Source organism: Streptomyces sp. S186, assembly GCF_051603415.1.
In the GTDB taxonomy this organism is placed as follows: domain Bacteria; phylum Actinomycetota; class Actinomycetes; order Streptomycetales; family Streptomycetaceae; genus Streptomyces.
In genome coordinates this window covers 5320987-5343347 of the sequence record NZ_CP193932.1, presented here as the reverse complement: position 1 = coordinate 5343347, position 22361 = coordinate 5320987, and the positions used below count along the sequence as shown (strand labels likewise).

At 72.2% G+C, this 22361-nt stretch carries 18 protein-coding genes; 8 read left to right on the top strand and 10 right to left on the bottom strand.

Features of this window, described 5'->3' with window-relative positions; genetic code table 11:
• Positions 1-8: 8 nt before the first annotated feature.
• The 6 genes from ACRAS8_RS23075 to iolC form a co-directional block, all read right to left on the bottom strand.
• A complete protein-coding gene (locus ACRAS8_RS23075; protein ID WP_438487901.1) occupies positions 9-1130 on the bottom strand; it encodes a hypothetical protein in 1122 nt (373 codons plus the stop codon).
• 205 nt (positions 1131-1335) lie between these two features.
• Entirely contained in the window at positions 1336-2829 is a 1494-nt protein-coding gene (locus ACRAS8_RS23070; RefSeq protein WP_438487900.1) for a CoA-acylating methylmalonate-semialdehyde dehydrogenase, read from the bottom strand.
• A 32-nt stretch (positions 2830-2861) separates the two neighbouring features.
• On the bottom strand, positions 2862-4817 hold the full coding sequence (gene iolD / locus ACRAS8_RS23065; protein ID WP_438487899.1) for a 3D-(3,5/4)-trihydroxycyclohexane-1,2-dione acylhydrolase (decyclizing): 1956 nt from the start codon (positions 4815-4817) through the stop codon (positions 2862-2864).
• On the bottom strand, positions 4814-5836 hold the full coding sequence (iolB, locus tag ACRAS8_RS23060; protein ID WP_438487898.1) for a 5-deoxy-glucuronate isomerase: 1023 nt from the start codon (positions 5834-5836) through the stop codon (positions 4814-4816). Before iolB ends, iolD begins: the two co-directional genes overlap by 4 nt.
• Positions 5837-5953: 117 nt before the next feature.
• A complete protein-coding gene (locus ACRAS8_RS23055) occupies positions 5954-6841 on the bottom strand; it encodes a Cgl0159 family (beta/alpha)8-fold protein (protein WP_438487897.1) in 888 nt (295 codons plus the stop codon).
• 116 nt (positions 6842-6957) lie between these two features.
• Positions 6958-7950, bottom strand: a complete 993-nt coding sequence (gene iolC, locus ACRAS8_RS23050; RefSeq protein ID WP_438487896.1) for a 5-dehydro-2-deoxygluconokinase — start codon at positions 7948-7950, stop codon at positions 6958-6960.
• 384 nt (positions 7951-8334) lie between these two features.
• On the opposite strand from iolC, the gene ACRAS8_RS23045 reads away from it, so the two are divergent.
• The 5 genes from ACRAS8_RS23045 (at position 8335) to ACRAS8_RS23025 (ending at position 13067) form a co-directional block, all read left to right on the top strand.
• Entirely contained in the window at positions 8335-9255 is a 921-nt protein-coding gene (locus tag ACRAS8_RS23045; protein WP_438487895.1) for a sugar phosphate isomerase/epimerase family protein, read from the top strand.
• Between the two features lie 98 nt (positions 9256-9353).
• On the top strand, positions 9354-10400 hold the full coding sequence (locus tag ACRAS8_RS23040) for a Gfo/Idh/MocA family protein (RefSeq protein WP_438487894.1): 1047 nt from the start codon (positions 9354-9356) through the stop codon (positions 10398-10400).
• Positions 10397-11884 carry a sugar porter family MFS transporter gene (locus ACRAS8_RS23035; protein ID WP_438487893.1) on the top strand — a complete coding sequence of 496 codons (1488 nt, stop codon included), beginning with the start codon at positions 10397-10399 and terminating at the stop codon, positions 11882-11884. Before ACRAS8_RS23040 ends, ACRAS8_RS23035 begins: the two co-directional genes overlap by 4 nt.
• 212 nt (positions 11885-12096) lie before the next feature.
• Positions 12097-12516 carry a peptidoglycan-binding domain-containing protein gene (locus ACRAS8_RS23030; RefSeq protein ID WP_438487892.1) on the top strand — a complete coding sequence of 140 codons (420 nt, stop codon included), beginning with the start codon at positions 12097-12099 and terminating at the stop codon, positions 12514-12516.
• Positions 12517-12872: 356 nt separating this feature from the next.
• Complete coding sequence (locus tag ACRAS8_RS23025) at positions 12873-13067, top strand: MerR family transcriptional regulator (RefSeq protein ID WP_221904857.1); 195 nt, start codon at positions 12873-12875, stop codon at positions 13065-13067.
• Between the two features lie 26 nt (positions 13068-13093).
• On the opposite strand, the gene ACRAS8_RS23020 is transcribed toward ACRAS8_RS23025, so the two are convergent.
• Positions 13094-14179 (bottom strand): LacI family DNA-binding transcriptional regulator, encoded by a 1086-nt coding sequence (locus ACRAS8_RS23020; RefSeq protein WP_438487891.1) that lies wholly within the window; start codon positions 14177-14179, stop codon positions 13094-13096.
• A 292-nt stretch (positions 14180-14471) separates the two neighbouring features.
• Between ACRAS8_RS23020 and ACRAS8_RS23015 the strand changes: the two genes are divergently transcribed.
• Both ACRAS8_RS23015 and ACRAS8_RS23010 read left to right on the top strand, forming a co-directional pair.
• Positions 14472-15506, top strand: a complete 1035-nt coding sequence (locus ACRAS8_RS23015) for a Gfo/Idh/MocA family protein (RefSeq protein WP_438487890.1) — start codon at positions 14472-14474, stop codon at positions 15504-15506.
• 128 nt (positions 15507-15634) lie between these two features.
• Positions 15635-16513 (top strand): TSUP family transporter, encoded by an 879-nt coding sequence (locus tag ACRAS8_RS23010; protein WP_438490570.1) that lies wholly within the window; start codon positions 15635-15637, stop codon positions 16511-16513.
• Positions 16514-16745: 232 nt separating this feature from the next.
• Here ACRAS8_RS23010 and ACRAS8_RS23005 read toward each other — a convergent pair whose 3' ends face one another.
• Entirely contained in the window at positions 16746-17438 is a 693-nt protein-coding gene (locus tag ACRAS8_RS23005) for a DedA family protein (protein WP_438487889.1), read from the bottom strand.
• 255 nt (positions 17439-17693) lie between these two features.
• On the opposite strand from ACRAS8_RS23005, the gene ACRAS8_RS23000 reads away from it, so the two are divergent.
• Entirely contained in the window at positions 17694-17981 is a 288-nt protein-coding gene (locus ACRAS8_RS23000) for a heavy-metal-associated domain-containing protein (protein ID WP_438487888.1), read from the top strand.
• A 702-nt stretch (positions 17982-18683) separates the two neighbouring features.
• Here the strand turns inward: ACRAS8_RS23000 and ACRAS8_RS22995 are convergent.
• Together ACRAS8_RS22995 and recD2 are read right to left on the bottom strand one after the other, a co-directional pair.
• Positions 18684-19973, bottom strand: coding sequence for a citrate synthase (locus tag ACRAS8_RS22995; protein WP_438487887.1), 1290 nt, complete (start codon positions 19971-19973; stop codon positions 18684-18686).
• 176 nt (positions 19974-20149) lie between these two features.
• A complete protein-coding gene (gene recD2 / locus ACRAS8_RS22990; RefSeq protein WP_438487886.1) occupies positions 20150-22360 on the bottom strand; it encodes an SF1B family DNA helicase RecD2 in 2211 nt (736 codons plus the stop codon).
• Position 22361 lies beyond the last annotated feature (1 nt).

The window sequence follows — 22361 nt, the reverse complement described above, 5'->3', positions numbered from 1 at the left end:
TGTCGCGCTCAGTACTGCGGCGGGCCGAAGCCGCCGTGCGGGGCCTGCGGCGGGCCGGGCGGCATGGGCGGGCCGCCGGCCGGGGGCATGGGCGGCGGGCCGGGCTGCTGCCAGCCGGCCGGCGGCGGCATTACGGGGCCCGGCACGAAGCCGGGGCCGGCGAAGGCGACGGCCGGGGGCTGCGGCGGCTGCCAGGCGGGCGCGACCGGCTCGCCACGGACCATCAGCGCCGCCAGCGTCAGCGAACCGAACAGGTCGAGCGCCAGCTGGACGTAGACGAGGACGCTCAGGCCCGGCATCTCCTTGCTCATCTGCAGGAACGAACCGGAGCCGAGGAGCGAGACGACCGTCAGCACGGCGTTGGGCAGCAGGGCGACGGCCAGGCCGAGGGCAAGGCCGCGGGCGGCACAGCCGCGCATCAGGGAGTTCAGGGCGGCGATCGCGGTCAGCGCGAGGAAGACCGACGCGTACCAGCCCGGTGCGAGCCCCAGCAGCGAGGTCAGCACGCCCTTGCCGAGGTAGAGCGCGGTGAAGACGCCGGAACCGCCCTGCACCAGCATGTAGAGCTGGTAGGCGACGTAGCACAGTGCCATCGCGCCGAGCACCAGTCCGCCGACGACGCCGGCGGCCCTGGCGGGACGGGCCGGCGGCCCGCTGGGCGCCGGGCGCGGCCAGGAGCGCATCCCGGCCAGCAGCACCACGCCGGCGACCAGGGTCAGCAGGAACAGCGGCAGCGCGCTGAGGAAGACCCCGTCGAAGGTGGCGGTGCCGGTCTCGGCGCTGCGGAACCAGCGCTCGTCGCTGGTGTGGTTGCCGACGCTGATCAGCGCCTGGAGGGCGGTGGCGAAGGTGACGGTGGTGGCCACGGCCAGCAGCCCGCCGGCCGAGCGGCGGCCCGCGAACGCCGCGCCGGCGGCGGTGAGTTGGACGAGGGCGAAGCCCAGCTGGACGGGGTTGGTGACCTCGTTGACGCCCGGTGGACGGCTGCCGGTCCAGCTGTCCCAGACGCCGGCGATGCCGAACGCGCCGATGTCGACGGCCAGCCAGTACGCCGTCCACAAGAAGAACAGCAGAGACAGGACGCCCCCGGTGATCCGGGCGCCCTTGGCCAGCGCCATGCCGTGTGCCATCTCATCCCCCGTGTGCTCGATGCCGCAACGCCCGCGTCGTGCGGCGCGACCAGCACCGTAGCAACGCCCGCCCGCGGGGTCTCCCCCTGGGCCGCACCCCGTCGCCCCGCCCGCGGGCGGACGGGCTCCCTGCCGGCGGGGGTCCGGCAGGGAGCCCGGACGGAAGCGCCCGTGAGGGGAGCGCCCCGTCGGCCCCGGGCGTGGCTCAGTGGTTGCTCGGGAAGCCGAGGTTGATGCCGCCGTCGGCCGGGTCGGGCCAGCGGGTGGTGACGACCTTGCCGCGGGTGTAGAAGTGCACGCCGTCGTTGCCGTAGATGTGGTGGTCGCCGAAGAGCGAGTCCTTCCAGCCGCCGAAGGAGTGGTAGCCCACCGGGACCGGGATCGGGACGTTCACCCCGACCATGCCGGCCTCGACCTCCAGCTGGAAGCGGCGGGCCGCGCCGCCGTCCCGGGTGAAGATCGCGGTGCCGTTGCCCCACGGCGAGGAGTTCATCAGCTCGATGGCCTGCTCGTAGGTCTCGACGCGGACGACCGACAGCACCGGGCCGAAGATCTCGTCGCGATAGGCGTCCATCTCCGGGGTGACGTGGTCCAGCAGCGAGACGCCGAGCCAGTGGCCGTCCTCGTAGCCCTCGACGGTGTAGCCGGTGCCGTCGATGACGACGTCGGCGCCCTGGGCGGCGGCACCGCTGACGTAGGAGGCGACCTTGTCGCGGTGGGCCTTGGTGATCAGCGGGCCCATCTCGGAGGCCGGGTCGTCGCCGGGGCCGATGCGCAGCCGGTCGGCGCGCTCCTTGATCTTGCCGATCAGCGGGTCGGCGGTGTCGCCGACGGCGACGACCACGGAGATCGCCATGCAGCGCTCGCCGGCCGAGCCGTACGCGGCGTTGATCGCGGAGTCGGCGGCCAGGTCGAGGTCGGCGTCCGGGAGGACCAGCATGTGGTTCTTGGCGCCGCCCAGCGCCTGCACCCGCTTGCCGTTGGCGGTGCCGGTGGTGTGGATGTAGCGGGCGATGGGGGTGGAGCCGACGAAGGAGACGGCGGCGACGTCCGGGTGCGCGAGGAGGGCGTCGACGGCCACCTTGTCGCCGTTGACGACGTTCAGCACGCCGTCGGGCAGGCCCGCCTCGGCGGCCAACTCGGCCAGCTTCAGGGCGGCGCCGGGGTCCTTCTCGCTCGGCTTCAGCACGAAGGTGTTGCCGCAGGCGATGGCGAGCGGGAACATCCACATCGGCACCATGGCAGGGAAGTTGAACGGCGTGATGCCGGCGACCACGCCCAGCGACTGGCGGATCGAGGCCACGTCCACCCGCGTCGACACCTGGGTGGACAGCTCGCCCTTGAGCTTCTCCGGGATGCCGCAGGCCAGCTCGACGATCTCCAGGCCGCGGGCGACCTCGCCGAGCGCGTCGGAGTGCACCTTGCCGTGCTCGGCGGTGATCAGCCGGGCCAGCTCTTCACGGTGCGCGTCGACCAGCGCGCGGTACTTGAAGAGCACCGCGGTGCGCGTCGCCAGCGAGCTGGTGCCCCAGCTGCGGTACGCCTCCTTGGCCGCGGCGACCGCGGCGTCCACCTCCTCGACGGAGGCGAAGGCGACCTGCTTCTCCTGGGCGCCGGTGGCCGGGTTGTAGACCGGGCCGTAGTTGCCGGAGACGCCCTCGACGGGCTTCCCGCCGATCCAGTGGTTGATGGTCTTCATGCCAGGGGCCTTTCGTGTGGTGCGGGCGGAGGTCAGAGGTGGCGGCGGCGGGCGGCGGCGTGCTCCTCGTACGCCTTGCGGGCGGCGCGGGCCGCCGGACGCGTCGCGGTCTCGGCAACGGGTACATCCCACCAGGCCTGGGCGGGTGGCGCGCCCGGCACAGTGTCAGTCGTTGTGGTCTCCACGTAGACACATGTGGGCGTTTTCGCCCCGCGCGCCTCGGCGAGCGCGGTGCGCAGTTCGGCGACGGTCGCGGCGCGCAGCACCCGCATGCCCAGCGAGGCGGCGTTGGCGGCGAGGTCGACGGGCAGCGGGGCGCCGGTGTACGTGCCGTCGGCGGCGCGGAAGCGGTAGTCGGTACCGAAGCGCTCGCCGCCGGTCTGCTGGGAGAGGCCGCCGATGGAGGCGTAGCCGTGGTTCTGGACGAGGACGAGGGTGATGTTGATGCCCTCCTGCACCGCGGTGACGATTTCGGTGGGGTTCATCAGGTATGTACCGTCGCCGACGAGCGCCCACACCGGCCGGTCCGGGGCGGCCATCCGGACCCCGATCGCGGCCGGGATCTCATAGCCCATGCAGGAGTAGCCGTATTCGAGGTGGTACTGCCTGCGGGATCGGGCGCGCCAGAGTTTGTGCAGGTCACCGGGGAGGGAACCGGCGGCGTTGAGGATGATGTCGGAGTCGTCGACGAGGGCGTCCAGCGCCCCGAGGACCTGGGTCTGGGACGGCCGCGCGGCGGGGTCGCCGGCCGCGTAGGCGGCGTCCACCCGCCGCTCCCACTCCTCCTTGGCGGCGGCGTACCCGGCCTCGTAGGCCGCGTCGACCCGGTGGCCGGCGAGCGCCTCGCGGAGCGCGTCGAGTCCGGCGCGGGCGTCCGCGACCAGGGCGAGCGCGCCGAGCTTGTGGGAGTCGAAGGCGGCGATGTTGAGGTTGACGAAGCGGACCCCGGGCTCGGCGAAGAGGGTGGCGGAGGCCGTGGTGAAGTCGGTGTAGCGGGTGCCGACGCCGAGCACCAGATCGGCCCGCCGGGCCAGTTCGTCGGCGGTGGCGGTGCCGGTGTGGCCGATGCCGCCGACGTCCGCCGGGTGGTCGTACGCCAGCGAGCCCTTGCCCGCCTGGGTGGACGCCACGGGGATGCCGGTGGCCTCGGCGAAGGCCCGCAGCGACTCCTCCGCCTCGCTGTGGTGGACGCCGCCGCCCGCGACGATCAGCGGCCGGCGGGCCGCCCGGACGGCGCGGACGGCCTCGGCCAGGGCCTCGGCGTCGGGCGCGGGCCGCGGCACCCGCCACACCCGGTCGGCGAAGAACTCCGCCGGCCAGTCGTACGCCTCGGCCTGCACGTCCTGCGGCAGGGCGAGGGTGACCGCGCCGGTCTCGACCGGGTCGGCGAGCACCCGCATGGCCTGGAGGGCGGCCGGGATCAGCGCCTCGGGCCGGGTGATCCGGTCGAAGTAGCGGGAGACCGGGCGCAGCGCGTCGTTGACCGACACATCGCCCGCGGTGGGGACTTCGAGCTGCTGGAGCACCGGGTCGGCGGGGCGGGTGGCGAAGACGTCGCCGGGCAGCAGCAGCACCGGGATGCGGTTGACGGTGGCAAGCGCGGCGCCGGTGACGAGGTTGGTGGCGCCCGGCCCGATGGACGTCGTCACCGCCTGCGCGGAGAGCCGGTCGCACTGCCGGGCGTAGCCCACCGCGGCGTGCACCATGGCCTGCTCGTTGCGCCCCTGGAGGTAGGGGAGCCGCGGCGGCCCGTCGGCCGGGCCCAGGGGGGCCGCGCTGCCGGACTCCAGCAGCGCCTGCCCGATGCCGGCGACGTTGCCGTGCCCGAAGATGCCCCAGCAGGCGGTGATCAGGCGGTGCCGGCGGCCGTCCCGCTCGGTGTACTGGTGGGCGAGGAACTCCACCAGGGCCTGCGCCACGGTGAGCCGGCGGGTGCCGGTCGCCCCGCGCGTCACGTCGGTCGTCGGTTCGTGGGTGGGCGCGGTCATCGCGGGTCTCCTGCCGGTGCTTGGTACAGAGGGAGTCGGGGGTCGACCGGCTGCTGCGGCCAGGTCGTGCGGATCCAGCCGTGGTCGGGGTGGTCGCAGATCAGCCACTCGCGCTTCTCGCCCGGCCCCGCCATGACGTTGAGGTAGTACATGTCGTGCCCGGGCGCGGCGATGGACGGGCCGTGCCAGCCGTCGGGGATCAGCACCGCGTCGCCGGTGCGGACCTCGGCGAGGACATCCGTGCCGCGCCCGTGCCCGGAGGGCGTCACCCGCTGGTAGCCCAGCCCCTCCGTGCCGTGCGCGTCGGCGATCTCGAAGTAGTAGATCTCCTCCAGCTCGGACTCCTCCCCGGGGCGGCACTCGTCGTGCTTGTGCGGCGGATACGACGACCAGTTGCCGCCGGGGGTGAGCACTTCCACCGCGATCAGCCGGTCGCAGGCGAACACGCCTGCCGCGCCGAAGTTGTTGACCTGCCGGGAGCAGGTGCCGGTGCCGCGCAGCTCCACGGGCACGTCGGAGGCGGCGCCGTAACGGGCCGGCAGCCGGCGCTCGCAGCGCGCCCCGGTGAGCGCGAACCGCCCGCCGGCCGGGCTGTCGATCCGGACCCGGGCGTCCCGCGGCACATACGCGAAGTCCGTCACTCCGCTGAACACGCTCTCCCGCCCGGCCAGTTCGAACGTCCCGCCGCCGTCCGCGGCTCCTTCGACGGCCTCTTCTACGGCCTCTGCGTCGGCGTCCGTCCGGACCGTGCAGCCGCCGGAGAGCGGCAGCACGATCCACTCGCTGTCGCCGGTGGCGAAGGAGTGGTGGCCGCCCGGCGGGAGTTCGAGGATCCGCAGCGAGGAGTGGGCCCAGCCGGCCTTCTCGGGCGAGATGTCGAGGGCGTACGGTCCGTCGGCGGCCCGGCCGGCCGCGAGGTGGAAGCCGCCGGCGGACGCGGGACCGGCGGGCCGGCCGGCGCCCCCGCGGGCGGTGCGGGCGTCCGCGGCGACCGCGGTGTCTGCAAACTCAGCACTCATGACTGCAAGTCTCCTACTCACCACTGACAGTGAAGTTCTCCGGCGGTGCGGCGCCCGGGCCGGAGCGGCCGCGGCACGTGCCCGTGCGGGCCGCGCCGGCGCCGCGGCGCGCCGGCGCTACAGCAGCCCCACGGCCGTGTCGACCGCGGCCGCCACATCGCCGTCCGCCGGGTAGAGCAGCGAACGGCCGACGACCAGGCCGTGCACGGTCGGCAGCCGGAGCGCCTTGCGCCACTTCTCGTAGGCGGCCTCCTGCTCCTCCACCGTGCCACCGACCTCGCCGCCGAGGAGAACGGTGGGCAGCGTGGAGGTCTCGCAGACCCGGGCCATCGCGTCGGGGTCGTCGGTGACCGGGAGCTTCAGCCAGGTGTAGGCGGAGGTGCCGCCGAGGCCGGAGGCGATGGCGACGGAGCGGGTGACGGCCTCCGGACCGAGGTCGTTGCGGACCACCCCGTCTATCCGCCGGGAGAGGAACGGCTCGACGAACGTGGGCAGTTCGCGCTCCGCCATCGCGTCGATGGCCCGGGCGGTGGACTCCAGGGTGGTCAGCGACCCGGGGTCGTCGTAGTCGATGCGCAGCAGGAGCTTGCCCGCGTCGAAGCGGAGCCGGGCGATGTCCTGGGGGCGGTGGCCGGTGAACCGGTCGTCCATCTCGAAGGCGGCGCCCGCGAGGCCGCCCCGGTTCATCGAGCCCATGACGACCTTGCCTTCGAGGGCGCCGAGCAGCAGCAGGTCCTCCAGGATGTCGGCGGTGGCCAGCACCCCGTCGACGCCGGGCCGGGACAGCGCCAGGACCAGCCGTTCGAGCAGGTCGAGGCGGTTGGCCATGGCCATCCGGCGGTCGCCGACGGCGAGCGCGCCCCGGGCCGGATGGTCGGCGGCGACGATCATCAGCCGGCCGCTCTCGCCGAGCAGCGGGCGCCGCGCGCGGCGGGCGGCGGCCTCCGCGACGGCTTCGGGATGCCGGGCCCGCAGCGCCGGGAGGTCACTGATCCGAGGGGTCAAGGCTCAACTCACCTTCTTGAGGACACGAGTGGGGGTGGTGGGGCGGGACGGGCGGGCGGCGGGGTCGCGGACGCGCTCCGGGCCCGCCCCGCCGCAGGCCGCTCAGCGCTCAGCGCTCAGCGCTCAGCGAGGAACGCCTCGACCTCGCCGGCCGTCGGCATCGCGGACGAACACGCCAGCCGGGAGGCGACGATCGCCCCGGCGGCGTTGGCGTACCGCATCATCGGCTCCAACTCCCGGCCGGCCAGCAGCCCGTGGCACAGCGCCCCGCCGAACGCGTCGCCGGCCCCCAGCCCGTTGACGACCTCGACGGGGGTCGGCGGCACCTCGGCGGTGCGCCCGTCCCGGTGGACGGCGAGCACCCCCTTCGGCCCCTGTTTGACGACGGCCAGTTCGACGCCCATGTCGAGCAGCGCCTCGGCGCACGCCTTCGGGTCGCGCAGGCCGGTGGCGACCTCGGCCTCGTCGACGTTGCCGACCGCGACCGTCGCGTGCCGCAGCGCGGCCTCGTAGTACGGCCGGGCGGCGGCCCGCGCGGCGGCACCGGTCGCCCCGCCGTCCCCGGAGGCGCCGCCCTCCCCGCCCCAGAACATCGGCCGCCAGTCCAGGTCGAAGACGGTGATGCCCCGGCGGTCACGGGCCTCCAGCGCGGCCAGGGTGGCGCCGCGGCTCGGCTCCTCGCACAGTCCGGTGCCGGTGATCCAGAAGATCCGGGCCGCGGCGATCGCCTCCCGGTCCAGTTCCTCGGGGTGGATGACCAGGTCGGGGGCCTTGGGGCGGCGGTAGAAGTAGAGCGGGAAGTCGTCCGGCGGAAAGATCTCGCAGAAGGTCACGGGGGTGGGGAGGTCCGCCACCGGGGTCACCCAGCGGTCGTCGACGCCGAAGTCGCGCAGCGCCTGGTGGACGTAGTCCCCGAACGGGTCCCGCCCGGTACGGCTGACGACGGCGCAGCGGCGCCCCAACCGGGCGGCCGCCACCGCCACGTTGGTGGCGGACCCGCCGAGGAACTTCCCGAACGTCTCCACCTGGGCGAGCGGCACCCCGGTCTGCAACGGGTAGAGGTCCACCCCGATGCGCCCCATGGTGATCAGGTCGTACGGCTCGGTCATAGACGCCCCTTCGGGTCGCCCGGCGCGGCAGTGGGCCCCTGCTCGGACGGGGCCGAGAGCTGGGGAGGCCGGCGCGGCGGGTCGGTCGATCGGAACCGGCGGTTCTGCCCGCCGGTTCCCGCTCCGACCAAAGGTCTAACGGCCACCCGCAAAGCCTGTCAACACTTTGTCCTTACATTATGACGTCAACCACCTCATCCCGGCCACGAACCCCGCCATACTGGCCACAACCGCCCGCTCGCCACCACCCCTCCCGCCCCAAGTCCTTAAGTCCTTATGTCAGGACGAAGTCTTGACACTCCCCAGGGCGGCAGAGAGGCTGTGCCCCACAACCCACCCCAGCGCCTCCCGGTCACCGCCGACCGGCGAGAGGAGAGCCGCAGCATGTCCGCACCCCGTGCCGCCTCGCCCGCCCTGGACCGCCTCCGCATCGGTTCCGCCCCCGACTCCTGGGGCGTCTGGTTCCCCGACGACGAGCAGCAGGTCCCCTGGCAGCGCTTCCTGGACGAGGTCGCCGAGGCCGGCTACGAATGGATCGAACTCGGCCCGTACGGCTACCTGCCCACCGACCCCGCCACCCTGCGCGAGGAGACCACCCGCCGCGGCCTCAAGGTCTCGGCCGGCACCATCTTCACCTCGATGCACCACGGCCCGGCCGTCTGGGACAAGACCTGGGCCCATGTCACCGAGGTCGCCACCCTCGCCCGGGCGATGGACGCCCAACACCTCGTCGTCATCCCGTCCTTCTGGCGGGACGACAAGACCGCCGAGATCATCGAGCCGCCCGAGCTGACCGTCGAGCAGTGGAAGCACCTGACCACCGGCATGGAGCGCCTGGGCAGGCGGGTCCGCGACGAGTTCGGCCTGGACATCGTCGTCCACCCGCACGCCGACACCCACATCGACACCGAGGAGCACGTCGAGCGTTTCCTCGACGTCACCGACTCCGGCCTGGTGAACCTCTGCCTGGACACCGGCCACTACGCCTACTGCGGCGGCGACAGCGTCAAGCTGATCCGCACCTACGGCGAACGGATCGGGTACCTCCACCTCAAGCAGGTGGACCCCGACATCCTCAAAGATGTCGTCGCCAAGGGCACCCCGTTCGGCCCCGCCGTCCAGCAGGGCGTGATGTGCGAGCCGCCGCTGGGCGTCCCGGCGCTGCCGCCCGTACTGGAGGCCGCCCAGGAGCTGAACGTCGACCTCTTCGCCATCGTCGAGCAGGACATGTACCCCTGCCCGCCCGACCGGCCGTTCCCCATCGCCCAGCGGACCCGCCGCTTCCTGCGGTCCTGCGGCGCGTGAGTCGGCCGGCGGAACGCGTGGCACACGGGACGGAGAGCCGGGAGGCACCAGAGATGGCCGAGACGGACGACACGGGAGAGAGGCAACAGGTGAACGGGATGGACGAGAGGGACGAGGTGCGCGCGAAGGGCCCCCGCGGGACGCTGGGCGTGGCGGTCATCGGCACCGGACGCATGGGAGCCGACCACGTACGGCGCCTCAACGACGTGATCAGCGGGGCCAGGGTGGCGGCCGTGGCCGACCTCGACGCCGAACGGGCGGGCCGGCTCGCCGACGGCATCGAGGGCGCCACCGCGTACACCGACCCGGCCGCCGCCATGGACGACCCCGGCGTGGACGCGGTACTGATCGCCTCGCCGGGCCCGGCCCACGAGGCGACACTGCTCGACGCCTTCGCCCGCGACCTGCCGGTGCTCTGCGAGAAGCCGCTGACCCCCGACGCCGCCTCCGCGCTGCGCGTCCTGGAGGCCGAGCAGAAGCTGGGCCACCGACGCGTCCAGGTCGGCTTCATGCGCCGCTACGACGCCGGCTACCGCACCCTGAAGTCCCTGCTGGACGCCGGCACTTACGGCCGCCCGCTGATGCTGCACAACAAGCACCGCAACGCCGACACCCCGCCCGGCTTCACCAACGCCATGATGATCAACGACTCGGTGGTGCACGAGATCGATGTGACGCGCTGGCTGCTGGACGAGGAGATCACCGCCGTACGCGTACTGCGGCCGGCACCGACCGGCAACGCGCCGGACGGGCTGAGCGACCCGCAGCTGATCCTCTTCGAGACCGCGGGCGGCCAGGTCGTGGACACCGAGCTGTTCGTCAACTGCGGCTTCGGCTATCAGGTCGGCTGCGAGGCGGTCTGCGAGAACGGAACCGCCCGGATCGGCGACGACCACGGGGTGTTCGTCAACACCGCCGGCCACTGGGGCGGCACCATCACCCCCGGTTTCGTGGAGCGCTTCGAGGACGCCTACGACCGGCAGGTGCAGCGCTGGGTGGACGCCACCCGGCGCGGCGAGGTCGAGGGCCCCAGCTGCTGGGACGGCTATGCGGCCGCCGCGGTGTGCGAAGCGGGCGTGCGGGCACAGGCCACCGGTGAACGGGTCGCCGTCGAACTGATCGAGCGACCGGACCTCTACCGATGAACGCGACGAACCCCCGGCCGAACGCACCGCAAGCGCACGGAACCCGGCCCCCAGGCCCCCAGGGGGCCCGCGGCGCCAAACGCTTCATCGTCGCCATCGCCGCCATCGCGGCACTCGGCGGAGCCCTGTTCGGATACGACACCGGGGTGGTGTCCGGCGCGCTGCCCTTCATGGAGCAGCACTTCGGACTCACCTCCCTCAGTGAGGGCGTCATCACCAGCGCGCTCCTGATAGGCGCGGCGTTCGGCTCGCTGGCCGGCGGCCGGATGTCCGACACACTGGGGCGGCGCAACTCGCTGCTGTGGTCGGGCGTGGTCTTCATCGGCGGGGCACTGGCGGTCGCGCTGGCGCCGACCGTGCCGTTCATGACCGTCGCACGCTTCGTACTGGGCCTCGCGGTGGGCAGCGCGTCCGTCATCACCCCGCTCTACCTGTCCGAGATCGCGCCGTCGCACATCCGCGGCCGGCTGGTGTCGTTCAACTCCCTGATGATCGTCAGCGGTCAGCTGCTGGCCTACCTCGTCAACGCCGTGCTGGCCCACTGGGAGGCGTGGCGCTGGATGCTGGGACTGGCCGCGCTGCCCGCGGTGGCACTGTTCCTCGGCGTCCTCTTCCTCCCCGACACACCGCGCTGGTACATCAGCCGGGGCCGGCAGAGCGAGGCCGCCGCGGTGCTGCGCCGTACGCTGGCCGCCGACGACGTCCCGGACGAGCTGGCCCGTATCGACCAGGCCCGCAGCCTGGAGGCCGACGCCCGACGCGGCGCCTGGCGGGAACTCCAACTCCCCTGGGTGCGGCGGCTGTTGCTGGTCGGCATCGGGCTGGCGATCGTCCAGCAGATCACCGGGGTCAACGCGGTCATCTACTTCGCCCCCAAGATCCTTGCGACGACCGGTCTGGGCACCGGCGCCGCGATCACCGCCACCATCGCGGTGGGCGCCGTCTCCGTCATCGCCACCGCGATCGGCATGTCCCTGATCGACCGGGTCGGCCGCCGCCCGATGCTCCAGTGGGGACTCTCCGGCATGGCGGTGTCGCTGCTCCTGCTGGGAGCGGCGTTCCGTCTGCCGCACTCCACCACCGTCAGCTACCTGGTCCTCGGCCTGATGGTCCTGTACATGGGCTTCATGCAGGCCACCCTCAACACCGGCGTCTGGCTGCTGCTGGCCGAAATGTTCCCGTTGAAGGTGCGCGGACTGGCCATGGGCGCCGCGGTGTTCGTGATGTGGCTGGTCAACTTCGGGGTCGCACTGTGCTTCCCGGTGCTGCTCGACGCGGTCGGCGCCGGCGTCACGTTCTGGCTCTTCAGCGCGATGTGCCTGCTCTCGCTGCTCTTCTGCCGGCGGTACGCACCGGAGACGAAGGGGCTGGCCCTGGAGGACCTGGAAGAGGAACTGCGGCGGAGCGCGACGGGGGCCGGGGAGCCGGCCGCGGACGAAGCCGCCCCGGAGACCGTCCCCACCGGGCCGTCCGAGCACGTCTGACGGGCCCGACGGCCACGGCCGGGTGGAACCGACGGCTCCGCGGCCACTTCCGGCCAACCCCGCGACTCCCGGAACCGCCCCCGCTCTCCCCTCGTGCAAACAGGTGCGCTCGCATCCAACGCGTCCAACGGGGGGAAGCAATGGAATCCGTGAAAACCAACACAACGGGCTTCGAACAAGCCACGGACACGGACACGGACACGGAGACCGGTATGGACATGGGCACAGGACGGGCAACAGGAACAGGAACAGGAACCGGAGTCGTACGGGGCGCCGGCCGGGCAGTTCGGCGGGCGGGCGCCCTCGCGGCGACCGCGGGGCTGCTCACCGCCGGTCTCCTCACCGGCCCGGCGTCGGCCGCCGCACCGGCCCGGCCGGACGCCGCACGGACCACCGCACTGGCCGCCTGCGCCTACTACAAGGGGACCGCGCTCACGGTCCCCGGCCAGCACGGCAACCGCGTCAAGCAGGTGCAGTGCCTCCTGGCGAACCGCCACTACCTCACCTGGGACGACCTCACCGGCTACTTCGGCGACAAGACCCGCACCGCCGTGCAGAAAGTCCAGTCCAGGTACCACCTGCCCGCCAACGGCAAGGTCGACAGGAAAACCTGGCACGCCCTGTACTCCTGAAACCCGGGTACTCCTGATCCCCGACACAGCCGGGGCCGGCCGAACACGGCGTGGCGGGGCGACCCGACCGGGAGCGCCCCGCCACACCCTCGCGTGGACGTGACACCGCGGACGTGGCATCGACGTGACATCCCGGACTCCCGGCGCCCGTCCGGCTCGTCTCGCACGCCCGTCCGTCCCTCCCCCGTCACGGCTGTCACCATTGCGCGCGCCTTCCGTCACAGCCCCTCAACAGCCCCTCGCGGGTGATCGGACAGTGCCGTCGCCCAGGCCCAGGGTGAGTGACGCCCGCCGTACGCAGCCCCCCGCCGGCTCGCCGGGCCGACCCTGCGTGCGGTGCCAAGGAGGTGCGCAAGATGACCGACCGAAGGCTCTGGTCGTACAAGGAGATCGCCGCCCATATCCAGGTGCAGCCGGACACCGTGCGTTCCTATCGCAAGCACGGTCTGCTGCCGGATCCCGATCTGGTGGAGGGCGGCAGACCGTACTGGTTCGCCGACACCGTAAGAGCCTGGGTGGCACAGCGCCCCCGCCAGCGCGGCCGGTGGTGAACGTCTGAGCCGGGCTCGGCACGCCGCTACGGCGCCGCCGCCTCCCCCTCCCGCGGCGGTGCCGTGGAGCCCCTGATCTCCAGTTCCGGAGCGACGAGTTGGTGGTCGGCGGGCGCGTCGGGGTGTGCCATCCGGTCCAGCAGACAACGGGCGGCGCGGCGGCCGACCTCGTGGCTGGCGTTGTTGACCGAGTTCAGCCAGAGGTGGCGGATGCGGGAGAGGTAGGTGTTGTCGTAGCCGACGAGGGAGAGGTCGGCGGGCACGTCGAGCCCCAGTTCCCCGGCGGCGGACAACGCGCCGATCCCGGAGAGGTCGTTGAACGCGAAGACGGCGGTGGGCCGGCGGCCGCCGCCCCCGGCCGGGCTGAGCAGCCGTACCGCGGCGCGGTAGCCGCCCTCCTCCGTCCCGTCGCCGCTCACCACCCGGGCGTTCGCGGCCAGCCCGTGGTCGCGCATCGCCGCCTCGAAGCCGCGCCGGCGCAGCTCGCCGACGAGGCCCTGCCCGGCGATATGGGCGATCCGGCGGTGCCCGAGGCCGATGAGGTGCTCGGTGGCGAGACGGGCGCCCCGCTCGTCGTCGTTGGCGACGATGTCGGCCCGCGGCAACCGGGGTTCGTGGTTGCCGGCGATGACGGTCGGCACCCGCTCGGCGACCTCGGCGAGACCGGTGGTGTCCGGGAGGGTGCCGACGACGACCAGTCCGTCGACCCGCAGTTCCTGGAACGTGCGGGCGAACTCCTGGCCGGCACGCCGGTCCAGGCGGCCGTCGGCCATCAGCATGCGCAGACCATGGGCGTGCAACAGGGAGTTGAGGCCGTCGAGGACGTCCACGAACCAGGGGTTGCGCATGTCGTTCAGCAGGACGCCGACGGTGTGGGTGCGGCGGGCCACCAGGCTGCGGGCGGCGGCGTTGGGCCGGTAGCCCAGTTCGTCGATGGCGGCCAGGACGGCCTGCCGCTTGGCGTCGCTGACCCGCGGCGAGCCCTGGAGCACGAGCGAGACCAGCGATTTGGAGACACCGGCGTGCTCGGCGACGCCGCGAATCGTCGGAGGCCGGTCTGCGCCGGGCCGCTCCGCGAGGGGCTCGCCCGGCGTCTTGTTGGACCGTTCCATGGGCGGGATCCTTCCATCGGCGCAGGTCGGCGTCAATGCGCGCACGAACGCGCCGCCACGTTCGCGCAGTTGACCCCCACCAAAGGGTTGACATGCAGACATACGGACATGCAGGGTTCCGGAGAAGCAACGATTGGACCGTTCCAATCCCGCAATCGCGTCTGCGATCCCGACATCCCACCCACATCGCGGTGCCTCCCCCGCGCCCCTCCGGAACTCCGCCGCCCCTCCGGACCTCCCGCCTCCACTCCCTCCCCCTCCCCGTCCCTCCCCGCCTCCCGAAGGGAACCCCATGAAGATCGGCCTCATCGGCACCGGGCGTATCGGTGCGTTCCATGCCGCGACTCTGCAGAACGTGCCCGGCGTCACCGGCCTCGTCGTCGCCGACGCGGATCCTGCGCGGGCCGTCGCACTCGCCGACACCCTGGGCGTACGGGCCGCCGGCGACATCGGGGCGATGTACGCGGAGGGCGTGGACGGCGTGGTGATCACCGCCGCGACCGGCGCGCACGCCACGCTGATCCATCAGGCCCTGGACGCCGGCGTGCCGGTGTTCTGCGAGAAGCCGGTGGCACTGGACGTGCCGGGCACCCGCGCCGTCGTCGAACGCGTCGAAGCCGGCACCGTGCCCGTGCAGATCGGTTTCCAGCGGCGGTTCGACGCCGGGTACCGCGCGGCCCGTGCGGCGTTCCGCTCGGGCGAGCTGGGTTGGCTGCACACCCTGCGCGCCTGCACCAGCGACCAGTCTCCGCCGCCGGCGGCCTTCATCCCCACCTCCGGCGGACTGTTCCGGGACTGCAGCATCCACGACTTCGACATCATGCGCTGGCTGACCGGCCGCGAGGTGGTCTCCGTCTACGCCCAGGGCGCCAACCGCGGCGCGGACTTCTTCGCCGACGGCGACGACGTCGACACCTGCGCCGCGCTGCTGCGCTTCGACGACGACACCCTGGCCACGGTCACCGCGACCCGCTACAACGGCGCGGGCCACGACGTCCGGCTGGAGGTCTGCGGTTCCCAGGGCGCCCGGTTCGTCGGCCTGGACGACCGGGCACCGATGCCGTCCGCCGAGGCGAAGCTGTCCTGGCCGCGGGCCGATGCCCCGTACGCCACGTTCATGGAGCGCTTCCACGACGCGTACGTGACCGAGCTGGGGGTCTTCGTCGAGGTGGCCGCGGGCCGTACGCCCAGCCCCTGCACCCCCGCCGAGGCGCTGGAGGCGCTGTACGTCGCGGAGGCGTGCGACCGCTCGCGGCGGACCGGTCAGCCGGTGACCGTCGCGGACGTCCGGGCCGCCGCGGGCGGCGGGGCGGCCCCCGACGCGTGACCGGCGCAGGAGCCGGCGCCAGCACCGGGGCCGGGGCCGGGGCCGGGGCCGGGGCCGGGGCCGGGGCCGGGGCCGGGGCCGTCGGCATGGTGGAACATCTCGCGGCCACCCCCGGAACGGAGTTGGGCATGCTGTCGTTGGGCGCGCTGCCGTTGGTCACGCTGGTGCTCGCCGCGCTGCTGGTGGGGGTCTCCAAGACCGCCGTCAGCGGCGTGGGGGCGCTGAGCGTGGCACTCTTCGCGGCCGTGCTCCCGGCCAGGGAATCCACCGGTGTCCTCCTTCCGCTGCTGCTCGTAGGTGATGTGCTGGCCGTCCGTGCCTATCGGGGGCACGCCGACCGGGCCGTGCTGCTCCGGCTGCTGCCGTCGGTGGCGGCCGGGGTGCTGCTCGGCGTGGTGTTCGTCGCGCGGACCGATGACGTCGTCACGCGGCGCACCATCGGCGTGCTCCTGCTGACGGTGGCGGTGCACCACGGGTGGCAACGGGCCCGCGCCGGCTCCCGGTCCCGGTCTCCGTCCCGGTCCGGCACCAACTCCCGCGCCCTGGCCCGGACCTGGACCCGGGCCAGGCATCCCGCCCGGGCGCCCGCCCAGAAGGGAGCCCAAGCGGGACCAGAGAGCCCCGACGACATCGGGGCCGGCCCGACGACCCGTCAACTTCGCCTGCGAGAACTGCTCTTCGGACTGATCGCCGGCTTCGCCACCATGGTTGCCAACGCCGGGGGTCCGGCGATGTCGCTGTACCTCCTCTCGTCCGGTTTCGGGATGCTCGGGTTTCTGGGGACGGGGGCGTGGTTCTTCCTGATCGTCAATCTCGTCAAGGTGCCGTTCAGCGTGGGGCTGGGGCTGGTCACGGCGGACGGGCTCGCGCTGGATGCGTTGCTGTCGCTCGCCGTGGTCGTCGGTGCGGGTACCGGGCGGGCGCTGGTGCACCGCATCGACCAGGGCGCCTTCGAGCGGCTGGCGCTCGCCTTCACGGCCCTCGCCAGCATCGGGCTGTTGCGCTGAGGCGAGGCAGGCTCGCACGGGGACGCCTCGGGCACGGTCTCGGTCTTCGGCCGCCCAAGTACCGGGTCATCTCCGGGGCGTTGGCCTTGCGGAGCAGGTCGAGGCCGGCTTCCGTCCATCGCTCGATCCGTACCCGCCCTTCGGCCCTGCCCGCTGCCTTGCCTGCCCGCTTGCCTGCTGCGATTTCCCGTTCCGTCGTCATGACCCCAACGTTACGGGCGACCACTGACAGTCACGCCGTGGCGTTGGAGGATGCCTGGTCGCCGCCCTCCTCGCGGTCGGTTTCGTGACCGGTCCCGCGCTCCGGCCCGCGGGTTATCTCGTGGTCGGCGAGGGGGAGTTCGCCGGCCACCGGGCGCTCGCCCCGGGCGTGCAGGGCATGGCGGCGGGCGGCCCATTGGACGGCGGTGCCCGCCATGGCGACGACGGCGGAGACGCCGAGGCCGATGCCCGCGGCGTAGAGGCGGTTTCCGGCGGCGGCGCTGCCGAGGTAGCCGAGGCCGACGGAGTAGGCCGCCCACAGGGATTCGGCGAGACCGGCGCCGATCAGGTACTTGCGCAGGGGGTAGCGCAGCACCCCGGAGGCCAGCGGGCCGACGATCCGCCCACTGGGCAGGAACCGCACGGCGATCACGAAGGGCACGCCGTAGCGCCGGATCCGCCGACTGGTCCATTCGAGTGCCGCGCGGCGGCGCGGGCGGCGGAGCATCCAGGCGCGGACCGGACCGCCGAACCGCCGGGCGGCGAGGTACATCAGCGCGTCGCCGAGCAGGGCGCTGCCCGCGACGACGGCCAGGACGAGCGGCAGCGTGAGGTGCCCTTCGGAGGCGAGGATGCCGGCGGAGACCAGCAGGGCGGAGTTGGGGACCAGTGGCGGCAGGGTGGTGAGCGCCAGCAGGCCGTAGAGGGCGAGTGTGCCGTCCATCCGGCCGCCTCCTCGGATCCGCGCCCCGAGTCCGTAGCCCCAGGCTGGCGCGTGGCGGGGTGGGCGGCAACGCGTGCGGTCCGGGGGTCCCGAGCTGGATTCATACCCCTAGGGGGTATAGTGTGAGGAAAGTCAGGCGGACGACACCGGCCGTCACCGCGCCCTCCCGTGCCACGCGGGCACCACACTGAGCGCAACGGCCACATCGCCCGTACCGGCGCATGTCGGCACACACGGCACCACGAGGAGAATCCCATGACTGAGAACAGCTCCTGCTGCACCCCTGACGGCTCCCGCCGGTCCGGCGGCGGCACCGCCGTCCAGTCCGGCACGGTGACCACCACCTACAAGGTCACGGGCATGACCTGCGGGCACTGCGAGGGCGCGGTGTCGTCCGAGATCGGCGAGATCGCCGGGGTGAGCGCGGTGCAGGCGGTCGCGTCGACCGGCCTGGTGACCGTCACCTCGGAAGCGCCGCTGGACGAGGCGGCGGTGCGCGCGGCGGTGGACGAGGCGGGCTACGAGCTCGTGGCGCAGGTCTGATTCCGGGCCGACGCCGTCACGCCCGTTCACGAGGCGCAGGACGCACCCGCTCCGGCGGCGCGGCCTGCGCCTCGCGCGTATCGGGGAACGCTCCCCCAACCGGACACCCACGGTAATCGCCGCAGACCGGGACGATCAGCGTCGAATGGTCACAACGCCAGGATGCGGCCACGAAAATTCACACGGCCTTTACAACTGACACAACACCCATACCTTGGGGCGCCGATCTCCAAATGGAAGCCCTTGACCGTATTCGCCCCCATATGGCATGAGACCCAGATCACACTCTTCGGAACGTAACCATCGAGGGGGGTCGCGAGTCTAACCGGGCAGTGCAGGCACCCCGGCGGGGCTTGCACTGCGACAGCCGTGCAAGGTCTTGGGGGACCGCGCCCGGCTCCGCGTTGGCCGGGGCGACGCGCCCGGGGAGCTTTGAGCGGCCCTCCCGTATGTGCGCGTCCCGGCAGAGCGCGGTGCAACCCGGAACGCCCGGCCGGATCCCGTGGGGGGAATCCGCACCGGGACATGGGAAGCGCCCCGCACTCTGGACCCGTGGGGGGATCCGGAGGCGGGGCGCTTTCGTTTTGCCTGCACGCGCTCGCGCAACGGCCGGACCGGCACCGGGCGCTTCGCGTTTACGCGATTATCGATCACCAGTGCGTAACAGTCGGCGCCGGTCCGGCCGCCGCGCGAGAACCGGACTCAGCGCTCCTGGACGGGCACGAAGTCGCGCTCGACCACACCGGTGTAGACCTGGCGCGGACGGCCGATCCGGGAACCGGGCTCGGTGATCATCTCGTGCCACTGGGCGATCCAGCCGGGCAGCCGGCCGAGCGCGAAGAGCACGGTGAACATCTCGGTCGGGAAGCCCATGGCCCGGTAGATCAGGCCGGTGTAGAAGTCGACGTTCGGGTAGAGCTTGCGCTCGACGAAGTAGTCGTCGGCCAGCGCGTGCTCCTCCAGCTTCAGGGCGATGTCGAGGAGCTCGTCCTCCTTGCCCAGCGCCGAGAGGACGTCGTGCGCCGCGGCCTTGATGATCTTCGCCCGGGGGTCGAAGTTCTTGTAGACGCGGTGCCCGAAGCCCATGAGCTTCACGCCGTCTTCCTTGTTCTTCACCTTGCGGATGAAGGTGTCGACGTCGCCGCCGGCGTCCCGGATGCCCTCCAGCATCTCCAGCACCGACTGGTTGGCGCCACCGTGCAGGGGGCCCCAGAGGGCGTTGATACCCGCCGAGATCGAGGCGAAGAGGTTGGCCTGCGAGGAGCCGACCAGGCGCACGGTGGAGGTCGAGCAGTTCTGCTCGTGGTCCGCGTGCAGAATCAGCAGCTTGTCGAGCGCGCTGACCACGACCGGGTCCAGCTCGTACTCGGCGGCGGGGACCGAGAAGGTCATCCGCAGGAAGTTCTCCACGTAACCGAGGTCGTTGCTCGGGTAGACGACCGGGTGGCCGGCCATTTTCTTGTAGGCGTAGGCCGCGATCGTCGGGAGCTTGGCCAGCAGGCGGATCGTGGAGATGTGCCGCTGCCGCTCGTCGAACGGGTTGTGGCTGTCCTGGTAGAACGTCGACAGCGCGCTGACCACGGAGGACAGCATCGCCATCGGGTGGGCGTCCCGGGGGAAGCCGTCGTAGAAGCGCTTGACGTCCTCGTGGAGCAGGGTGTGGTAGGTGATGTCCTGCTTGAAATTCGCCAGCTCGTCGACGGTGGGCAGCTCACCGTTGATGAGGAGGTAGGCGGTCTCCACGAACGTGCTGCGCTCGGCGAGCTGCTCGATCGGGTAACCGCGGTAACGCAGGATGCCCTTTTCACCGTCGAGGTAGGTGATCGCGGACTTATACGCCGCGGTGTTGCCGTAACCGGAATCCAGGGTCACCAGACCGGTCTGGGCGCGCAGCTTCGAGATGTCGAAGCCCTTGTCGCCGACCGTGCTGTCGACGACCGGGTAGCTGTATTCGCCGTCCCCGTAACGCAGTACTACAGAGTTGTCGCTCACGTCATCCCTCACCGACGTTGTGCCTCTTCTTCGAGGTGCCCTGACTGCCTATACCTTCCCCCATTTGGACCTTGGATGTGCACTCGGGGTCGGCCATAGGGCCTCATCGCGGCACTCAGTGCCGCATTGGAGTCCATCCTGCTCCCGTTCGCCCCGATTGGGAAAGAGGGGAGACCTCACATCGCTCCGGCGAGCCGGTGATCCAGCGCGGTGTGCCTCCGACCGGCGGATACCGTGCGTACGGCCTGGCCGAGGGCCCTGCGGGAGCCGACCAGCACCACCAGGCGCTTCGCCCGGGTGACGGCGGTATAGAGCAGATTGCGCTGGAGCATCATCCAGGCGCTGGTGGTGACCGGAATCACCACGGCCGGATACTCGCTCCCCTGGGAGCGATGGATCGTCACCGCGTAGGCATGGGCGAGTTCGTCCAGTTCGTCGAAGTCGTACGGCACCTCCTCGTCCTCGTCCGTCAGGACCGTCAACTGCTGCTCGACGGCGTCCAGGGCCGTGACCACCCCCACCGTGCCGTTGAAGACGCCGTTGCGGCCCTTCTCGTAGTTGTTCCTGATCTGGGTGACCTTGTCGCCGACGCGGAAGACCCGGCCGCCGAAGCGGCGCTCGGGCAGATCCGGGCGCGCCGGGGTCACCGCCTGCTGGAGCAGGCCGTTGAGCGCCCCCGCACCCGCCGGGCCGCGGTGCATGGGGGCCAGCACCTGCACGTCCCGGCGCGGATCGAGACCGAACTTCGCCGGGATACGGTGCGCCACCACGTCCACCGTCAACCGGGCGGCCTCCTCCGCGTCCTCCTCGGGGAACAGGAAGAAGTCCTTCAGGCCGCTGGTCAGCGGGGGGACACCGGAATTGATGCGGTGCGCATTGGTGACCACACCGGACTCCTGGGCCTGCCGGAAGATCTTCGTCAGCCGGACCGCGGGCACCGTGCCCGATTCGGCCAGGAGATCCCGCAGGACCTCGCCGGCACCCACCGACGGCAACTGGTCCACGTCGCCCACCAGGAGCAGATGGGCGCCCGGCGGGACCGCCTTGACGAGCTTGTTCGCCAACAGCAGATCCAGCATCGACGCCTCGTCGACCACCACCAGATCGGCGTCCAGCGGGCGGTCCGCGTCATAGGCGGCGTCCCCGCCCGGCTTGAGCTCCAGCAGGCGGTGAACGGTGGAGGCGTCCGCACCCGTCAGCTCCGCCAGCCGCTTGGCCGCCCGGCCCGTGGGCGCCGCCAGCACCACCCTGGCCTGCTTGGCACGGGCCAGCTCCACCACCGAACGGACCGTGAAGGACTTGCCGCAGCCCGGACCGCCCGTGAGCACCGCCACCTTGCTCGTCAGCGCCAGGCGGACCGCCGCCTGCTGCTCGGGGGCCAGCTGCGCCCCGGTACGCCGCGCCAGCCAGGCCAGCGCCCGGTCCCAGTCGACGCCCTGGAAGGCCGGCATCCGGTCGTCGCCGGTGCGCAGCAGACGGGTCAGCCGCCCGGCCAGGGAGAGCTCCGCGCGGTGGAACGGCACCAGATACACGCCGGTGACCGGATCGCCGTCCTCCGCACCGGGGACCTTCTCGCGGACCACGCCCTCCGGGTCCTCGGCCAGCTCGGCCAGGCAGTCGATGACCAGGCCGGTGTCCACCTGGAGCAACTTCACCGCGTCCGCGATCAGTTGCTCCTCGGGCAGGAAGCAGTGGCCCTGGTCCGTGGACTGCGACAGGGCGTACTGGAGGCCGCTCTTGACCCGCTCCGGGCTGTCGTGCGGGATGCCCACCGACTGGGCGATCCGGTCGGCGGTCAGGAAACCGATGCCCCATACGTCGGCGGCGAGACGGTAGGGCTGGTTCTTCACCACGGAGATCGACGCGTCGCCGTACTTCTTGTAGATCCGCACCGCGATGGAGGTGGACACGCCGACGCCCTGGAGGAAGACCATGACCTCCTTGATGGCCTTCTGCTCCTCCCAGGCGGCGCCGATCAGCCTGGTGCGCTTGGGGCCCAGGCCGGGCACCTCGATCAGGCGCCCGGGGTCCTTCTCGATGACGTCGAGGGTCTCGATGCCGAAGTGCTCGGTGATGCGGTCGGCGATACGGGGGCCGATGCCCTTGATGAGGCCCGAGCCCAGATAGCGGCGGATGCCCTGGACGGTCGCCGGCAGGACGGTGGTGTAGTTCTCCACCGTGAACTGCTTGCCGTACTGGGGGTGGGAGCCCCAGCGGCCCTCCATCCGGAGCGACTCCCCCGGCTGCGCGCCCAGGAGGGCACCGACGACGGTCAGCAGCTCACCGGAGCCACGGCCGGTGTCGACCCTGGCGACGGTGTAACCGTTGTCCTCGTTGGCGTAGGTGATCCGCTCCAGGACCCCTTCCACCACGGCTGCGTTGACCATG

Coding starts and splice junctions, on each gene's coding strand:
- iolC (WP_438487896.1), bottom strand. CDS start 7,950: ATGACCGAGCCGTACGACCTGATCACCATGGGGCGCATCGGGGTGGAC.
- ACRAS8_RS23030 (WP_438487892.1), top strand. CDS start 12,097: ATGGACATGGGCACAGGACGGGCAACAGGAACAGGAACAGGAACCGGA.
- ACRAS8_RS23075 (WP_438487901.1), bottom strand. CDS start 1,130: ATGGCACACGGCATGGCGCTGGCCAAGGGCGCCCGGATCACCGGGGGC.
- ACRAS8_RS23010 (WP_438490570.1), top strand. CDS start 15,635: ATGCTGTCGTTGGGCGCGCTGCCGTTGGTCACGCTGGTGCTCGCCGCG.
- ACRAS8_RS23045 (WP_438487895.1), top strand. CDS start 8,335: ATGTCCGCACCCCGTGCCGCCTCGCCCGCCCTGGACCGCCTCCGCATC.
- iolB (WP_438487898.1), bottom strand. CDS start 5,836: ATGAGTGCTGAGTTTGCAGACACCGCGGTCGCCGCGGACGCCCGCACC.
- ACRAS8_RS23000 (WP_438487888.1), top strand. CDS start 17,694: ATGACTGAGAACAGCTCCTGCTGCACCCCTGACGGCTCCCGCCGGTCC.
- ACRAS8_RS23035 (WP_438487893.1), top strand. CDS start 10,397: ATGAACGCGACGAACCCCCGGCCGAACGCACCGCAAGCGCACGGAACC.
- ACRAS8_RS23015 (WP_438487890.1), top strand. CDS start 14,472: ATGAAGATCGGCCTCATCGGCACCGGGCGTATCGGTGCGTTCCATGCC.
- ACRAS8_RS23020 (WP_438487891.1), bottom strand. CDS start 14,179: ATGGAACGGTCCAACAAGACGCCGGGCGAGCCCCTCGCGGAGCGGCCC.
- ACRAS8_RS23040 (WP_438487894.1), top strand. CDS start 9,354: ATGGACGAGAGGGACGAGGTGCGCGCGAAGGGCCCCCGCGGGACGCTG.
- recD2 (WP_438487886.1), bottom strand. CDS start 22,360: ATGGTCAACGCAGCCGTGGTGGAAGGGGTCCTGGAGCGGATCACCTAC.
- ACRAS8_RS23025 (WP_221904857.1), top strand. CDS start 12,873: ATGACCGACCGAAGGCTCTGGTCGTACAAGGAGATCGCCGCCCATATC.
- iolD (WP_438487899.1), bottom strand. CDS start 4,817: ATGACCGCGCCCACCCACGAACCGACGACCGACGTGACGCGCGGGGCG.
- ACRAS8_RS23070 (WP_438487900.1), bottom strand. CDS start 2,829: ATGAAGACCATCAACCACTGGATCGGCGGGAAGCCCGTCGAGGGCGTC.
- ACRAS8_RS23005 (WP_438487889.1), bottom strand. CDS start 17,438: ATGGACGGCACACTCGCCCTCTACGGCCTGCTGGCGCTCACCACCCTG.